The sequence below is a fragment of the Bacillus carboniphilus genome (genome assembly GCF_020524035.2).
Classification (GTDB): Bacteria; Bacillota; Bacilli; order Bacillales; family JAIVKR01; genus Bacillus_CC.
The window spans coordinates 2765328-2782500 of record NZ_CP129013.1; the positions used below are offsets into that span (position 1 = coordinate 2765328).

The 17173-nt window shown below is 37.9% G+C and carries 11 protein-coding genes, 1 rRNA gene and 3 pseudogenes (1 of these 15 running past the window's edge); all 15 read left to right on the top strand.

Annotated elements, in window-relative coordinates; translation table 11 throughout:
• Nucleotides 1-26 precede the first annotated feature (26 nt).
• A complete protein-coding gene (tilS, locus tag LC087_RS14135; RefSeq protein ID WP_226541971.1) occupies nt 27-1415 on the top strand; it encodes a tRNA lysidine(34) synthetase TilS in 1389 nt (462 codons plus the stop codon).
• Nucleotides 1416-1585: 170 nt separating this feature from the next.
• Nucleotides 1586-2134: a hypoxanthine phosphoribosyltransferase gene (hpt, locus tag LC087_RS14140; RefSeq protein WP_226541973.1), complete on the top strand. Its 549-nt coding sequence runs from the start codon at nt 1586-1588 to the stop codon at nt 2132-2134.
• Between the two features lie 94 nt (nt 2135-2228).
• Complete coding sequence (ftsH, locus tag LC087_RS14145; protein WP_226541976.1) at nt 2229-4160, top strand: ATP-dependent zinc metalloprotease FtsH; 1932 nt, start codon at nt 2229-2231, stop codon at nt 4158-4160.
• 544 nt (nt 4161-4704) lie between these two features.
• Complete coding sequence (locus LC087_RS14150; protein WP_226541978.1) at nt 4705-5481, top strand: type III pantothenate kinase; 777 nt, start codon at nt 4705-4707, stop codon at nt 5479-5481.
• A gap of 49 nt (nt 5482-5530) precedes the next feature.
• Nucleotides 5531-6403 (top strand): Hsp33 family molecular chaperone HslO, encoded by an 873-nt coding sequence (gene hslO / locus LC087_RS14155; protein WP_226541980.1) that lies wholly within the window; start codon nt 5531-5533, stop codon nt 6401-6403.
• A gap of 83 nt (nt 6404-6486) precedes the next feature.
• A pseudogene (cysK, locus tag LC087_RS14160) lies at nt 6487-7417 on the top strand (cysteine synthase A).
• 279 nt (nt 7418-7696) lie between these two features.
• Nucleotides 7697-9112 carry an anthranilate synthase component I family protein gene (locus tag LC087_RS14165; RefSeq protein WP_226541984.1) on the top strand — a complete coding sequence of 472 codons (1416 nt, stop codon included), beginning with the start codon at nt 7697-7699 and terminating at the stop codon, nt 9110-9112.
• A gap of 47 nt (nt 9113-9159) precedes the next feature.
• On the top strand, nt 9160-9729 hold the full coding sequence (gene pabA / locus LC087_RS14170; RefSeq protein WP_226541985.1) for an aminodeoxychorismate/anthranilate synthase component II: 570 nt from the start codon (nt 9160-9162) through the stop codon (nt 9727-9729).
• A 240-nt stretch (nt 9730-9969) separates the two neighbouring features.
• On the top strand, nt 9970-10830 hold the full coding sequence (gene pabC / locus LC087_RS14175) for an aminodeoxychorismate lyase (RefSeq protein ID WP_226541986.1): 861 nt from the start codon (nt 9970-9972) through the stop codon (nt 10828-10830).
• Between the two features lie 29 nt (nt 10831-10859).
• Nucleotides 10860-11677, top strand: a pseudogene (folP, locus tag LC087_RS14180) (dihydropteroate synthase).
• Between the two features lie 4 nt (nt 11678-11681).
• Nucleotides 11682-12050 (top strand): dihydroneopterin aldolase, encoded by a 369-nt coding sequence (gene folB, locus LC087_RS14185; protein ID WP_226541988.1) that lies wholly within the window; start codon nt 11682-11684, stop codon nt 12048-12050.
• Nucleotides 12043-12520, top strand: a pseudogene (gene folK, locus LC087_RS14190) (2-amino-4-hydroxy-6-hydroxymethyldihydropteridine diphosphokinase). The gene folB and the pseudogene folK overlap by 8 nt, the downstream one beginning before the upstream one ends.
• Nucleotides 12521-12551: 31 nt before the next feature.
• Entirely contained in the window at nt 12552-13541 is a 990-nt protein-coding gene (gene dusB, locus LC087_RS14195; protein ID WP_226541990.1) for a tRNA dihydrouridine synthase DusB, read from the top strand.
• 193 nt (nt 13542-13734) lie between these two features.
• Nucleotides 13735-15234 carry a lysine--tRNA ligase gene (lysS, locus tag LC087_RS14200; RefSeq protein WP_226541991.1) on the top strand — a complete coding sequence of 500 codons (1500 nt, stop codon included), beginning with the start codon at nt 13735-13737 and terminating at the stop codon, nt 15232-15234.
• Between the two features lie 1116 nt (nt 15235-16350).
• Nucleotides 16351-17173: ribosomal RNA gene (locus LC087_RS14205) — 16S ribosomal RNA — on the top strand (it continues 738 nt past the right edge of the window).

A 17173-nucleotide genomic window follows, 5' to 3' on the forward strand; every position in this document is an offset into this window, starting at 1 on the left:
AAAGCGTGGGAGAGTATAACCAATATATGAATTTTGAGCAAAAAGTAGAAACGTATATACAACGTCATGCTCTAATCAAAGAGAATTCAAGTATTGTTGTTGGTGTTTCAGGTGGACCAGATTCATTAAGTTTGCTGCACTTTTTACATAATAGACGTGAGAAATATGGCTTTAGATTAATGGCCGTTCATGTCGATCATATGCTAAGGGGAGACGAATCCAAAAAAGAGATGGAGGTTGTAGGAGAATATTGCTCTAATCAACAAATCCCCTCAGTCTTAAAACAGGTAGATGTTCGCTCTTATATGGAAAAACATCAACTAAACTTACAGGTTGCGGCAAGGGAGTGTCGTTATCATATATTTGACGAGGTGATGAAAGCAAACCAATTTGATATTTTAGCATTAGGACATCATGGGGATGACCAAATTGAGACAATATTGATGCGTCTTGTTAAAGGAGGAGATGTAAAGTCGATCTCCGGTATCGAACCAAAACGTCCTTTTTCAATAGGAAGTGTAGTTAGGCCGTTTCTATGCTTAACGAAAAGTGATATTCTCCATTATTCTCAAAAACATAACTTGCAACCGACATTTGACCCATCCAATGAAAAAGAAGGATATACGAGAAATAGGTTCAGAAAAGTGGTTCTTCCCTTTTTTAAAAAAGAAAATCCAAAAGTGCATGAACGGTTTGCCGCCTTTAGTGAACAACTTAAGGAAGATAACGCATATTTACAGGAATTGACGCAAACAGAATTGCATAAAGTAATCAACAAGAAAACAAAAACTGAAATAGAGTTAAATAGTAGGGATTTTCTAAAAATGCCTCAACCTTTACAAAGAAGAGGGATTCAACTAATATTAAATTATCTTTACCATGGATCCGTTCCATCTTTATCTTCTTTACATATTAGCAATGTAATAGACTTAATGAAGTCGTCTCATCCATCTGGCACGCTTTGTTTTCCAAAAGGATTAAAAGTAATGAGGTCATATGAAAGTTGTGTATTTACATATGACAAAAGTGAAAAAAGAGAATATTCGATAGATATTCAATTGTCGGAGGTTGTCCGTTTACCAAATGGTGGAGAAATACATAGTTATATCTTTGAGGGAACGCCTACTTTACAAGGGAATGATAATCTTTACATAAGAAACAAAGATATTGAATTTCCATTGCGTGTTAGAAGTAGAATGCCCGGCGATAAAATGCTATTAAAGGGAATGAGTCGATATAAAAAAGTAAAGGATATTTTTATTGATATGAAAATCCCTTTATTTGAAAGGGATGAGTGGCCACTTGTCACGGATAAGGATGATCGTATTATATGGATTCCAGGATTAAAAAAATCAGTAATTGAGGGTGGAGCACTCGAAAAAGACACTTATGTTGTTTTACAATATAAGAGATGATGCAAGAAGTTTTTCGATGAACAGGGGGTTCTAGCAACATCGATGTCACAGGACGTGACTGTACTTAGATGATGATCCTTTAGTAGACAGCTTCGTACTATATCACTCTTTTCCCACCTAATTGAACATGTAATAATAAGATGTAATGACTTCTAGGAGGCAACATTTTTATGAAAAATGATATGCAAAAAGTATTAATAACAGAAGAAGAAATTCAAGAGAAGGTAAGAGAGTTAGGTGAGATCTTAACGAATGACTATCGCGAGCAATTTCCTTTAGTCATAGGTGTTTTAAAAGGGGCTATGCCTTTTATGGCAGACTTGTTAAAACGTGTCGATACATATTTAGAAATGGATTTTATGGATGTATCAAGTTATGGCAATCAAAGAGTCTCGACTGGAGAAGTGAAAATTTTAAAGGATTTAGATACATCAGTTGAAGGACGAGATGTATTAATTGTTGAGGATATTATCGATAGTGGATTGACATTAAGCTATTTAGTGGAGCTTTTCCGTTATCGTAAAGCAAAATCAATTAAAATTGTTACACTATTAGATAAACCAACTGGAAGAAAAGCAGATGTTGAAGCTGATTATGTAGGTTTTATTGTTCCAGATGAGTTTGTTGTAGGGTATGGCCTTGATTATTTAGAGAAGTACCGTAATTTACCGTATATTGGTGTATTAAAATCAGAGGTTTATCTAGATAATGAAGAGTAAAGGAACGATTTTTTCTAAGCCAATTTGTTGTAGTGGTATGTTTTTCTATGATACTATTGAGTATAGTTTGTTTCATCGTGGGAGGAGGTAAGGAATGAACCGGATTTTTAGAAATACCATCTTTTATTTACTTATTTTACTTGTTGTAATTGGGGTGTTTAGTTGGATTTCTGGAGACAACAACCAAACAAATCAAGTATCATATAGTGATTTTCTTACAAGTTTAGAAAAAGATGAAGTTAAAAGTGCAGAACTTAAACCTGTTCGAAATGTTTTCGAGGTAAAAGGACAATTGACTTCATATGAAGAAGAAGAATTTTTTATTACCTATGTTCCAACACAAGATCAAGAAACGATCAATGAAATTAATGAGTTAGCATCAAATCCAAATATAGATATTACGATCAGTCCAGCTGATGATACGAATGGTTGGGTCGCATTTTTTACATCCATCATTCCCTTTATAATAATATTCATCTTATTCTTCTTCCTACTCAACCAAGCCCAAGGTGGCGGAAGTAGGGTCATGAATTTTGGTAAGAGTAAGGCGAAGTTATATAGTGAGGAAAAGAAAAAAGTGAAGTTCAAGGACGTTGCTGGTGCAGATGAAGAGAAACAAGAACTTGTTGAAGTTGTTGAATTTCTAAAGGATCCTCGCAAATTTTCCGATTTAGGTGCTCGTATTCCTAAAGGTGTTCTTTTAGTAGGACCACCTGGAACGGGTAAAACTTTATTAGCGAGAGCAGCTGCAGGAGAAGCGGGTGTACCATTTTTCACTATCAGTGGTTCTGACTTTGTTGAAATGTTTGTGGGTGTCGGTGCTTCTCGTGTTAGAGATTTATTTGAAAATGCCAAGAAAAATGCCCCATGTATTATTTTTATAGATGAGATTGATGCAGTAGGTCGTCAACGTGGAGCCGGTTTAGGTGGCGGTCATGACGAGCGTGAGCAAACGTTAAATCAGCTATTAGTTGAAATGGATGGATTTAGTGCCAATGAGGGTATTATTATTGTTGCTGCTACAAACCGTCCGGATATTTTAGACCCAGCGTTGCTTCGTCCTGGTCGATTTGACCGTCAAATTACTGTTGATCGTCCAGACCTTAAAGGTCGTGAAGCTGTCTTGAACGTTCATGCCAAAAATAAACCATTAGACGGTAGCATTGACTTAAAAGCAATAGCGATGAGAACACCTGGGTTTTCAGGTGCCGATTTAGAAAACTTGTTAAATGAAGCTGCGCTAGTAGCTGCTAGAAACGATAAGAAGAAGATTGATTCCGATGATATCGATGAAGCGACTGACCGTGTCATTGCAGGTCCGGCTAAAAAGAGTAAGGTTATCTCGGAAAAAGAGAGAAAAATTGTTGCTAATCATGAAGCTGGCCATACGGTTATTGGCCTTGTCTTAGACGATGCCGAAATGGTTCATAAAGTAACAATTGTACCTAGAGGTCAAGCGGGTGGATACGCTGTTATGTTACCAAAAGAAGACCGTTACTTCATGACAAAACCTGAACTACTTGATAAGATAACCGGTCTATTAGGTGGTCGCGTGGCTGAGGAAATTATCTTCGGTGAAGTAAGCACAGGTGCTCATAACGACTTCCAACGTGCGACAGGTATCGCTCGTAAAATGGTTACAGAGTTCGGTATGTCTGATAAGTTAGGACCGCTTCAGTTCGGTCAACAACAAGGTCAAGTTTTCTTAGGCCGTGACATACAAAGTGAACAAAACTATAGTGATTCCATTGCATATGAAATTGATTTGGAAATTCAACGAATCATCAAAGATTCATATGAACGAGCAAAAGAAATTTTAACCACACACCGTGATAAGTTAGAGTTAATCGCGAAGACGTTACTTGATGTTGAGACGTTAGATGCTAGTCAAATTAAATCTCTTTATGAAAAAGGAACGTTGCCAGAGATTAATGCTGATAACGATCAGCCAAAATCATTTGAAGATGTAAAAGTAAATATTTCTTCAAAACAGAAGGAAGAAAAAGAAGAAAATACAGAAGAATAAGTTTAAATTAGCTGGCTCTTTTTAGGGGCCAGCTTTTTTCTGTGATTACTCGTCGTTAAACGGGTTTATACGCTTTTCATTTGTCTAGATTCAGCGTCTAGCCACTCGAGGTCATAAGCCTCGGAGAACAGAAGATAAAGAACATCTTCTTAACCTCCGTGTCTTATGCTTGTCGTGGCTGTGCAAGCCGCTTCCGCTTTTCTTATTGTCTAGCTCCTGCGCCCAACGACTCGTAAGTTTTTCGACGCACAGGAAGTGCTAGCATCATCGTTAGCCACAGGACGTGGCTGTTTTTAGATGATGTTCCATTTCTTTGATAAGTCAACATCGAAGCCTGCGGCTTTTCGTGTTTCCTTTATCTCATACGAAGTGCTTCGACGCACACGACGTGCTAGCGCAGGCGTTGCCACAGGACGTGTCTGAAGTTAGCCTGCGTTCTTTATTACTCGTCGTTAAACGGGCTTATACGCTTTTCCTCCATAATTGTGTTATGATGAACGTGCATGAAATGATATAAAAATGAAAAGCTAAAAAGGTGATAAACGTGATCTTAGTAATAGATGTGGGAAATACAAATACGGTTCTAGGTGTCTTTAAAGAAGAAGAGTTGATTCAACATTGGCGAATGGAAACGAGTCGAAATAAGACGGAAGATGAATTGGCTATTTCCATCAAATCATTGTTTGAATTTGAAGGTTTAACATTTGGGGATATAAAAGGAATTATTCTTTCATCGGTTGTTCCACCTATGATGTTTTCTTTAGAACGTATGTGTAACAAATACTTTAATATACGTCCTCAAGTTGTAGGACCAGGCATTAAAACAGGTTTAAATATTAAATATGATAACCCAAAGGAAGTCGGGGCTGATCGAATCGTCAACGCAGTAGCTGGAATTCATCAATATGGTTCCCCGCTCATTATAGTAGACTTTGGTACAGCAACTACATATTGTTACATAGATGAACATGAGCAGTATATAGGAGGGGCGATTGCGCCAGGTATTTCAATATCGACAGAAGCGTTATATTCCAAAGCATCAAAACTACCAAGAATTGAGATTGTTAGGCCTGATCATACATTCGGAAATGTGATCGGACGAAACACGATAAGTGCCATGCAGGCAGGTATTTTATATGGATATGTTGGACAAGTAGAAGGAATTGTCTCAAGAATGAAATCTCACTCCTTAAAACGTCCTAAGGTTATTGCCACTGGTGGACTATCTGCGGTTATAGCAAAGGAAACAAGTGTTATAGATATAGTGGACCCATTCTTAACGTTGAAAGGGTTGCAACTTATTTACGAAAAGAATGTTTGAGGAATATTAGTGAGTTACTAATTAATTAAGACACAGGGAGTCGAAATCAATGGATTATTTAGTGAAAGCATTAGCATATAATGGTCAAGTAAGGGCTTACGCGGTAAATACGACAGATACCGTTGGAGAAGCTCAAAGAAGACATAACACGAGGCCAACATCGTCAGCTGCATTGGGTAGAGCGATGACTGCTGGTGTTATGATGGGAGCCATGCAAAAAGGAGATGCCAAAGTTAGCATTAAAATAGAGGGCGGAGGTCCTATAGGTGTCATATTGGTGGATACAAACGCAAAAGGTGAAGTTCGTGGGTATGTTACCAATCCGCATATTGATTTTGAGAAAAATAGTAAAGGGAAACTAGATGTTGCAAGGGCTGTTGGTCAAAGTGGAACGTTGACTGTCGTAAAAGATATAGGGATGAAAGACCATTTTTCTGGGCAAGTTCCGATTGTCTCTGGTGAACTAGGGGAGGACTTCACCTATTATTTCGTAAGCTCTGAACAGGTTCCTTCTGCCGTAGGGGTGGGTGTATTAGTGAAAAATGATCTGTCCATCTTGGCTTCCGGAGGATTTATCATTCAGTTAATGCCGAGTGCATCTCAAGAAATAATTGATAAGTTAGAATCTGCCATTACACACATGGAGCCCATATCGAAATTAATTGAAAAAGGACTAACGCCGGAGGAAATTTTATATACTATACTAGAAGATGTGAAAATACTGGAGAAAACAGACGTGAAGTTCCAATGCCAATGCTCAAAAGATCGAATTGCAAGTGCGATTATCAGTCTTGGTAAAGAAGAGATAGAATCGATTATTGAAGAGGATGGACAGGCGGAGGCTCAGTGCCACTTCTGTAATGAAACATATCACTTCAATAAAGAAGAGTTGGGAGAATTGTTAGACAAGACAGGTCAGTAAAAGCTAATTGATTGACAATTAAAAATATTATTGCTAAGTTTTGATTAAACTAATAAAAATACTCGGAATTAGAGGTGGAGAGAATGACGGTTATTGCAAATTCAATTTTAGACTTAATTGGGAAAACCCCGGTGGTAAAGTTGAACCGTATTGTTGAAGAAGGCTCTGCTGATGTTTATTTAAAACTAGAATTTATGAATCCAGGGAGTAGCGTTAAGGATCGTATTGCCTTATCAATGGTTGAAAAGGCGATCGAGGATGGAGAACTTAAAGAAGGAGATACCATTATTGAGCCAACTAGTGGAAACACGGGCATAGGTTTAGCAATGGTAGCGGCAGCAAAAGGCTTAAAGGCCATTCTAGTTATGCCAGACACGATGAGTTTAGAGAGAAGAAATCTATTGCGAGCATATGGTGCGGAGCTTGTATTGACCCCTGGTGCAGAGGGAATGGGGGGGCGCGATCAAAAAGGCTGAAGAACTCGCGAATGAAAAAGGTTACTTTATGCCTCAACAATTTAATAATGAAGCAAACCCAGAGATTCATAAAAATACAACAGGACCAGAAATTATTGAGCAAATGGGAGATCAGCTGGATGCATTTATTTCCGGGATCGGAACCGGTGGAACGATAACAGGTGCAGGAAAGGTCTTGAAAGATCACTATAAGGATATTAAAATAGTGGCCGTTGAACCGGAAAATTCACCTGTTTTATCGGGCGGTAAACCGGGTCCGCATAAAATTCAAGGAATTGGCGCTGGCTTTATTCCGAAAATTTTAGATACAGACATTTATGATCAAATCATTCAAGTGAAAAATGAAGAAGCGTTTGAATATGCAAGGAAAGCAGCTAAAAGTGAAGGTATACTTGGAGGAATTTCCTCTGGTGCGGCAATAAGTGCTGCGCTGAAAGTTGCTAAGCAACTAGGAGAAGGTAAGGTAGTATTAGCTGTAATTCCAAGTAATGGAGAGCGCTATTTGAGCACTCCTTTATATCAATACGAAGAACAATAAGTAAAGCATAGTAATGTGATAACGAGCTCATAGAGGATGACAATTCCTCTATGAGTTTTTTCGTTTTTAGTGAGTGTTCTTCAATAACCAGGAAAATTAGCATTGAATAAAAAATTCAAGCCCGGTCATTTAAAATCTATTATGTACAGCCCCGTTTTGCACCTAGCATCGTAGGACTTTTTAAACGACCTATTTAGGGAGAAATAATTGAAACTGGCAACTTCGTAATTATCTATTGTACAATGTAGCTATGCTATGAAAAGAAGAGGGGTTTAATGCATGCAACGAGATCACAAACTACTTTCAGAAAAAATACCTTATAGTAAGTCGCGTTTTTTTTCTCAATATAAGCGGCTCTCTGTTGGAGTGAAGCAACATATATTATTGGAGAGCGGTAGAGGTGGTCGTTATAGCATAGCTGGAATAAACCCTATTGCGACTTTGGAAGGAAAAGATCACGTTACTACGATTAAGGAAGTCGGGAAAGAGGAAAAGGTTAAAAAGGGGAATCCTCTAATTGTCTTCGGAGATTGGATGAAGGAATATGAAATACCAGAAGAAGAGCACCTCCCAGATTTTCAAGGAGGAGCTATTGGCTTTATAAGCTATGATAGTGTTAGGTATTTTGAAACATTACCTACTTTATCAGAAGATGATTTAGACATTCCTGACCTTTACTTTATGGTCTTTGATAAGTTGGCGGTCTATGATGAAATAGAGAATACCCTAATTTTAATCTGTTTAGATTTCTTGGGAAAGCGCACTTTAGAAAGTGATTTGGAAGAATGGACTAAGTTATGGAAGCAGGATCTACAACGGAAAGAAAGTAGAGAAGCTCCTATCCAAACGCAAATTGAAAATAATAAGTCTTTTTCAAATCGCGATTTTCAAGAATCTGTAAAGAAAGTGCAAGAGTATATTGCACAAGGTGATGTCTTTCAAGTAAACTTATCTGTTCGAAAATCAGAAGAATTGAAGACTCATCCGTTTTATATTTATGAGGAGCTCAGAAGGCTAAATCCATCTCCTTATATGAGTTATATCGAAACGCCACAATTTCAAGTAGTAAGTGGGTCCCCAGAATTATTAGTGAAAAAGAAAGGCGATAAAATTAGTACAAGACCTATTGCTGGAACAAGATCTAGAGGGAAAGATGATGAAGATGATTTAAGGTTAGCCAATGAATTAATGAGCAATAAAAAAGAGCGTGCAGAGCATATTATGTTAGTTGATCTGGAGAGAAATGATTTAGGAAGAGTGAGCGAATATGGATCAGTCTTTGTAGATGAATTTATGACTATCGAAAAATATTCGCATGTTATGCATATTGTTTCAAATGTTCAAGGGGATTTGAGGAACGATGTTGAATTTGCTGACATTATTCGTGCGGTTTTTCCAGGAGGTACGATCACAGGTGCGCCAAAAGTACGAACGATGGAAATTATTGAAGAACTTGAGCCTACTAGAAGGGGATTATATACTGGGTCCATTGGGTGGGTCGGTTTCAATGGTAATTTTGAATTGAATATCGTAATTAGAACGTTAATAGCTAAACAAGGACAAGCTTTTGTTCAGGCAGGAGCGGGAATTGTTATTGATTCAAAACCTGAATTAGAGTATAAAGAATCGTTGAAGAAAGCAATGGCGCTTTGGAAGGCGAAACAGATGAGTGAAGCTGAGAATGTTAAAGTGTGAGAATGTGTTTGGTATATATTGAACACTTATATGAGGAGAGATGAGATATGATACTTATGATAGATAATTATGACTCTTTTACGTACAATCTTGTGCAATATTTAGGTGAATTAGGGGAAGAGTTAGTTGTTAAGAGAAATGATGAAATAACGATAGAGGAAATGAAGGAATTAAACCCACAATTTTTAATGATTTCTCCAGGTCCTTGTAGTCCTAATGAGGCAGGAATAAGTATGGAAGCCATAAAAACTTTTGCGGGTAAAATTCCTATATTAGGAGTGTGTTTAGGTCATCAATCCATTGCTCAAGTTTATGGTGGTGATGTCATTCGAGCAGAACGACTCATGCATGGAAAAACCTCAAACATCCATCATGATGGAAAGACAATTTTTGACGGAGTAGACCGACCATTCGAAGCAACTAGATATCATTCTTTAATTGTCAAAAGAGAAACTTTGCCAAGTTGTTTTTCAATAACGGCATGGACTGACCAAGGGGAAATTATGGCTATAAGACATAAAGACCTAGCGATTGAAGGGGTTCAATTTCATCCTGAATCAATCATGACTTCCAGTGGGAAGCAATTGTTACGTAACTTTTTGTCGTATTATGCTTAAAATTGCCGAGGAAATAAATTAGCTTGGTTTGGATTTTATGTTTAAAAACTAGGAAAAAGTATACTGAATGTGCGTGTTCAAAAAGTAGGGAAAAAGGGACGCTGAATAGAAAAGCTGAGACTCTTTGTAAGGCAATCATCTATCAAAGAAGGGTCATCAGCTAACTACAGCCACCTTTTGTGACTAACGATTATGGTAGCTTTTCCTCATAGGACAATAGTGTTTAATGGATGGGATAACATGTTTATTTATATAAATGGAGATTATATGAGAAGTGAGGAAGTACGTATTTCCCCATTTGATCATGGATATTTGTACGGTTTAGGGGTATTTGAGACGATACGAGTATATGAAGGGCACCCCTTTTTAATAGATGATCATATTCAGAGGTTGAATAGGGCACTCTCTGAGCTTGGCATCCAAAAAAAAATGGATTCTCTTTTTGCACAAAAGGTCATAAAAAAACTATTGCAAATAAACAACCTTTTAGATGCTTATGTAAGGGTGAATGTTTCGGCAGGAGAGAGCGAATTAGGTATAAGATCAACCTTCTATGAAGAGCCTACGATTATTTTTTTTATGAAACCTATCCATATTCCCGCTTTTCAAGAAAAGGAAGGTACCTTTTTAACGATTAAACGAAATACACCTGAGGGGACATTTCGTTTGAAGTCACATCACTATATGAACAATATTTTAGCTAAAAGAGAGATTGGCAACGATCGTAGCATTGAAGGTATTTTCTTAACAAAGGAAGGATATGTTGCAGAAGGAATTGTTTCTAATATATTCTGGGTGAAAAACAACATACTGTATACCCCCTCAATCGATACGGGAATACTGAATGGAGTTACGAGAAATTTTGTTTTGAAATGTGCCGAGAAATCAGGTGTGTTTTTTGAAGAGGGGTTTTATTCTCAAGATGAACTTCTAGAGGCTGAAGAAGTATTTGTCACGAATTCACTACAGGAAATCGTACCGCTTACAAGAATAGAGAATTATTCTTTTTCGAGGAAAGATCATTCTGTGATCAAAAATTTACGGGGCTTATACAGTGAATATAAAGGTTACTTAAAAGCTGCTGATCAACTGGGAGGATAAAGATGCAACCAACAATTGAAGAACCCGTAATGAAAAATCACTTACTAAGTAAAATAACACCTTATAAACAAAAAACGCTTGTGATGGGAATTTTAAATATCACGCCAGATTCTTTTTCTGACGGTGGTACGTATAGCCATGTTGATGTAGCGATAAAACGTGCGCAAGAAATGATTGAGCAAGGGGCGGACATTATTGATGTCGGTGGTGAATCGACAAGACCTGGACTTCTTTCGTTTCGGAAGAAGAAGAATTAGATCGAGTCATCCCTATTATTGAAAAGCTTTCTCGTGAAATAAATGCTCCTATTTCTGTAGATACCTACAAGGCGAAGGTTGCAGACCAGGCAATATTGGCAGGAGCGAAAATAATAAATGATGTTTGGGGAGCGAAATGGGATTCAAATATGGCCGCGGTTGCAGCTAAATATCGCGTTCCAATCATTTTAATGCACAACCGAAATGATCGCAATTATACTCACTTAATGGATGATATTGTATCGGATTTAAATCAAAGTGTTCAATTGGTTAAAGAGAAGGGAGTTACGGATGAACAAATCATTTTGGATCCAGGGATTGGTTTTGCGAAAAGTCCTACCGATAATCTCACAGTGATGGCCAACCTGGAGAAAATAACCGTGCTTAAATACCCTGTATTATTAGGTACTTCTAGAAAATCTTTCATCGGTGAAGTTTTGAAGCTTCCTGTTGAAGAAAGAGTAGAAGGAACGGGTGCTACGGCATGTTTAGGAGTAGTAAAGGGTTGTGAAATAGTAAGAGTGCATGATGTTCAAGCGATAACAAGAATGGTGAAGATGATGGATGCAATGATGCAAAGAAGGGGTTAGGATAATGGACAAAATCATTTTAAAAGGGATGGAATTTTACGGCTATCACGGCGTTTTTAAGGAAGAAAATAAATTAGGGCAACGGTTTAAAGTGGATGTAAGTTTATTTATGGATTTGAGCAAAGCTGGTAAAACAGATGATCTTGATGATACCGCAAACTATGCAGATATTTATAAGACTTGCAAGAAAATCGTAGAAGGGAAACCCATGAAATTAGTCGAAGCAGTTGCTGAGAAAATTTCAACGTCCATTTTAGAGAATTTTTCAATGGTAGAACGTTGTACCATTTGCTTGTATAAGCCTGACCCGCCAATTCCTGGTCATTATCAATCTGTTGCTGTGGAGATTACACGAGGTAGAGATGATGAATAACGTAGCGTATGTTGCTTTAGGATCAAATGTTGGTGATCGTAAATATTATTTGAGTGAAGCTATCGCTCACCTGAAAGGACATCCTTCTATTATTTCTCTTCAAAAATCCTCCATATATGAAACGGAACCAGTTGGTAATATAGATCAGCAGCATTTTTTAAATATGGTCGTTAAATTAGAGACAAATTTAACCGTTTTTGAACTGTTTGAATTAACACAGAAAATAGAAAAGCTCTTAAAGGAGAGAGAGAGTAGTAAAGTGGGGACCCCGAACAATAGACCTTGACATTTTACTGTATAATGACGAAAATATTGAATCAGAGCGTTTAATTGTTCCACACCCAAGGATGATGGATCGATTATTTGTTTTAGTTCCATTACTTGAACTTAAACCTGAAAGAAAAGAGACTCTACAAAATACAATTGATTCTTTAGCTAAAGAGCAGGAAATTCAATTGTGGGAAAAATAGATATAATTGAAAGCAAAGGAGGTAGGGAAACATGTTTAAAATAGGCGATATTGAATTAAAAAATAGAGTCGTGTTGGCTCCGATGGCTGGGGTTTGTAACGCTGCTTTTCGCTTAACGGTGAAAGAGTTTGGTGCTGGCTTGGTATGTGCTGAAATGGTAAGTGACAAAGCTATTTTATATCAAAATGCAAAAACGATGGGGATGCTTTATATTGACGAACGAGAAAAACCTTTAAGTTTGCAAATATTTGGTGGAGAAAAAGAATCCCTTGTGGAAGCTGCAAAATTTGTAGAGCAAAATACAACAGCTGATATTATTGATATTAATATGGGGTGTCCTGTACCGAAAATTACAAAATGTGATGCGGGAGCGAAGTGGCTATTAGACCCAAACAAGATTTATGACATGGTTGCTTCTGTTGTAGACGCTGTAAATAAACCTGTCACAGTTAAAATGAGGACGGGTTGGGATGAAGACCATGTTTATGCTGTTGAGAATGCGATGGCGATTGAACGTGCAGGTGGAAAGGCGGTTTCTTTACATGGACGTACGCGCGTACAAATGTACGAGGGGCATGCGGACTGGAATATTATTAAAGAGGTCAAGGAAGCTGTTAATATACCTGTCATTGGAAATGGCGATGTAGAAACCCCACAAGATGCTAAGCGCATGTTAGATGAAACAGGTGTTGATGGTGTTATGATTGGAAGAGCGGCTCTAGGAAACCCGTGGATGATTTATCGAACAGTTCGTTATTTGGAAACAGGTCAATTAATAGAAGAACCAAGGGTAAGAGAAAAAATAGAAGTATGTAAAATTCACTTAGATCGCCTCATTGCTTTAAAAGGTGAAAATGTTGCGATTAGAGAAATGAGAAAACATGCTGCTTGGTATTTAAAAGGGATTAAAGGGAATGCGAGAGTAAGAAATGCCATCAATAGCTGTGAGACCAGACATGAACTTGTATCGCTTTTAGATGAGTTTGTAGAAGAAACTGAACATAAAGTCAAAGCTAGCTAGCGGATTGCTGCCGATTGATGGGCAGTTTTTCTGCTTTCATTCTAATTTGGACGTGCTTATGGTATTCTTAATGAATTAATGGTTGGATTCTATTATATAGAATGCTTTAAGAGGTTGTTCAAAATGTCATCATAAGGATTGTTGGCTTTTTGAACAGCCGCTCTATAATTTGATAAAAATGGAGTTGAGTAAAGTGCAAGAAGATATCAATCAACATGATGATTTAAATGACCAATTGCAAGTGAGAAGAGAAAAATTAAACGAACTAAAAGATTTAGGAATGGATCCGTTTGGAAAGCGGTTTGATCGGACAGATTTATCGGAACATTTAAAACAAAAGTATGATTCGTTTTCTAAAGAAGAGCTTGAAGACAAAGATATAGAAGTATCAATAGCAGGTCGAATTATGACTAAGCGAGGCAAAGGAAAAGCGGGCTTTGCTCATATTCAAGACTTACTAGGTCAAGTTCAAATTTACGTTCGTAAAGATGCAATTGGCGAGGAAGCATACGAAATTTTTAAGGCAGCGGACCTTGGTGATTACATAGGCGTTACGGGGAAGGTATTTAAAACGAAGGTTGGAGAACTTTCCATAAAAGTAACCACATACACTCTGTTATCAAAATCGTTGCGACCTTTACCTGACAAATATCACGGTTTAAAAGATATTGAACAAAGGTATCGTCAACGTTACTTAGACTTAATTATGAATCCAGAAAGCAAAGAAACCTTTATTAATAGAAGTAAAATTATTCAATCCATGCGGAGTTATTTAAATGAACATGGATATCTTGAAGTAGAAACTCCAATGATGCATTCGATTGCCGGTGGAGCATCTGCTAAACCGTTTAAAACACATCATAACGCATTAGATATTCCATTGTATATGCGTATAGCTATCGAACTTCATTTGAAAAGATTAATTGTCGGCGGTTTAGAAAAAGTATATGAGATTGGCCGCGTTTTCCGTAATGAAGGTATATCGACGAGGCATAATCCTGAATTCACCATGATTGAGCTATATGAGGCCTACGCCGATTACCAAGATATAATGAATTTAACAGAAGATTTAATAGCGTTTATTGCAAAGGATGTTTTCGGAAGCACCAAGATTCAATATGGAGAAGAAACGATAGATTTATCACCGAAATGGGCCCGAATTCATATTGTCGATGCAATTAAGCAAGAAACAGGTGTAGACTTTTGGAATGTGCATACGACAGAGGAAGCACGAACACTTGCGAACGAGCATGGTATTGAAATTGGTGAGCACATGGAATACGGTCATATTTTAAATGAGTTTTTCGAGCAAAAAGTAGAAGAAAAATTAATTCAACCTACTTTTATATATGGTCATCCAATTGAAATCTCACCGTTAGCAAAGAAAAATGATGACGACCCTCGTTTTACGGATCGCTTTGAGTTATTTATTGTAGGTCGCGAGCATGCAAATGCTTTTACAGAATTAAATGACCCAATAGATCAAAAGCAACGGTTCGAAGCTCAATTAAAAGAGCGAGAGCAAGGTAATGATGAGGCTCATATGATGGATCATGACTTTATTGAAGCTTTAGAATATGGGATGCCCCCTACGGGTGGATTAGGAATCGGTGTTGACCGGTTAGTGATGTTGTTAACAAACTCTCCATCTATTAGAGATGTACTGTTATTCCCACAAATGAGACAAAGATAAAAGTTCGATATGAGAGGTTTCCAAAAAAAGCCTAAAATAAGGGGAATGGAGAAAACCGAAAAGTTGTTCTTCATTTCCTTTTTGTGTTTTTTGGTATGGTAAGTTGTAAATATTAAAATGATTCGGAAGTGAGTTGGTTGAGGTGAACGAAATGAATAAGGGGATTATTTTTGTCGCGGTAGGTATGACCTTCTTAATGTTATCATTCGTAGTACGCGCGTCGAACGTATTATGGACAGTGTCACTCGGAACAAGTATAATATCGAATATTGCTGGTATATCAATTTTAATGCAGCATATAAAAACAACAAAAGAAAATTCTTGATTGATTAAAGTAGACTTTTCGCCATTTAGAATGATCATTTAGGATTTTCAAAGGCGGACAAGGAAATGAGTTCAATTGCATGCTCAGTATTCTCCGCCCGTTACAAATTGAAAAACAAGCTCTGTAAGGAAGAGTACACTCCTTTATTAATTGAGTTAATTTCAGATGTTTAGAGTTAAGCACTTTCTTTACACTGTAAGTAGCGAAGAAGCTTAATGTAAGTGAGGTCACTTTTCTTAGGTTAATAACAAGAATAATTAATAGAGCTTTTTTTAAATTTATAGTCTATGGCCAGGATTTTAAAAAGCTGAAAAGGGATAAATTCTTTCGTATTAATAAAAGTACCTAATCAAATAATAGGGATAAAAGGGTACTGAATAGAAAAACTGAATCCTTTTGTTCGAACAGTCTCAAAAGGATTACCTCCATTTATGAGGCGCCTTGGGTGTTCTGGTGCTTTCGAGGCACAGGAGGTTCTAGTGTCAACGTTAGTCACAGGACGTGTCTGTCCTTAGTTGACGTTCACAGAAAAAACAAAAGATGATTTTAGAAAAATATTTCAAAAAAGTATTGCACAAAATAAAAATAGGTGGTATATTATTATTCGTTGCTAAAAAACAACGAAAACTAAAAGAAAAAAAGTTCTTGACTTACATTCTAACAAGATATATACTAGGTAAGTCGCAAAAAAATGATCTTTGAAAACTAAACAAACCAAAAGCGTCAAATTTTTTTGAAACAACCATGAGTTAGCAAACTCATAAAATGATCAGATTGAATCTGACACCATTTTATCGGAGAGTTTGATCCTGGCTCAGGACGAACGCTGGCGGCGTGCCTAATACATGCAAGTCGAGCGGACTTGATGGAAAGCTTGCTTTCCATCAAGTTAGCGGCGAACGGGTGAGTAACACGTGGGCAACCTGCCTGTAAGACGGGGATAACTCCGGGAAACCGGGGCTAATACCGGATAAACCTTAAGACTACCTAGTCTAAAGTTGAAAGGTGGCTTTTAGCTATCGCTTACAGATGGGCCCGCGGCGCATTAGCTAGTTGGTGAGGTAACGGCTCACCAAGGCGACGATGCGTAGCCGACCTGAGAGGGTGATCGGCCACACTGGGACTGAGACACGGCCCAGACTCCTACGGGAGGAGGCGCAGTAGGGAATCTTCCGCAATGGACGAAAGTCTGACGGAGCAACGCCGCGTGAGTGAAGAAGGTTTTCGGATCGTAAAGGCTCTGTTGTTAGGGAAGAACAAGTATCGTTCGAATAGGGCGGTACCTTGACGGTACCTAACCAGAAAGCCACGGCTAACTACGTGCCAGCAGCCGCGGTAATACGTAGGTGGCAAGCGTTGTCCGGAATTATTGGGCGTAAAGCGCGCGCAGGCGGTTCTTTAAGTCTGATGTGAAATCTCGCGGCTCAACCGCGAGCGGTCATTGGAAACTGGGGAACTTGAGTGCAGAAGAGGAGAGTGGAATTCCACGTGTAGCGGTGAAATGCGTAGAGATGTGGAGGAACACCAGTGGCGAAGGCGACTCTCTGGTCTGTAACTGACGCTGAGGCGCGAAAGCGTGGGGAGCGAACAGGATTAGATACCCTGGTAGTCCAC

Excerpts from the sequence above, each read along its gene's own strand:
- hpt (WP_226541973.1), top strand. The coding sequence starts at position 1,586 with ATGAAAAATGATATGCAAAAAGTATTAATAACAGAAGAAGAAATTCAA.
- ftsH (WP_226541976.1), top strand. The coding sequence starts at position 2,229 with ATGAACCGGATTTTTAGAAATACCATCTTTTATTTACTTATTTTACTT.
- tilS (WP_226541971.1), top strand. The coding sequence starts at position 27 with ATGAATTTTGAGCAAAAAGTAGAAACGTATATACAACGTCATGCTCTA.
- dusB (WP_226541990.1), top strand. The coding sequence starts at position 12,552 with ATGTTTAAAATAGGCGATATTGAATTAAAAAATAGAGTCGTGTTGGCT.
- LC087_RS14165 (WP_226541984.1), top strand. The coding sequence starts at position 7,697 with ATGCAACGAGATCACAAACTACTTTCAGAAAAAATACCTTATAGTAAG.
- folB (WP_226541988.1), top strand. The coding sequence starts at position 11,682 with ATGGACAAAATCATTTTAAAAGGGATGGAATTTTACGGCTATCACGGC.
- pabC (WP_226541986.1), top strand. The coding sequence starts at position 9,970 with ATGTTTATTTATATAAATGGAGATTATATGAGAAGTGAGGAAGTACGT.
- hslO (WP_226541980.1), top strand. The coding sequence starts at position 5,531 with ATGGATTATTTAGTGAAAGCATTAGCATATAATGGTCAAGTAAGGGCT.
- pabA (WP_226541985.1), top strand. The coding sequence starts at position 9,160 with ATGATACTTATGATAGATAATTATGACTCTTTTACGTACAATCTTGTG.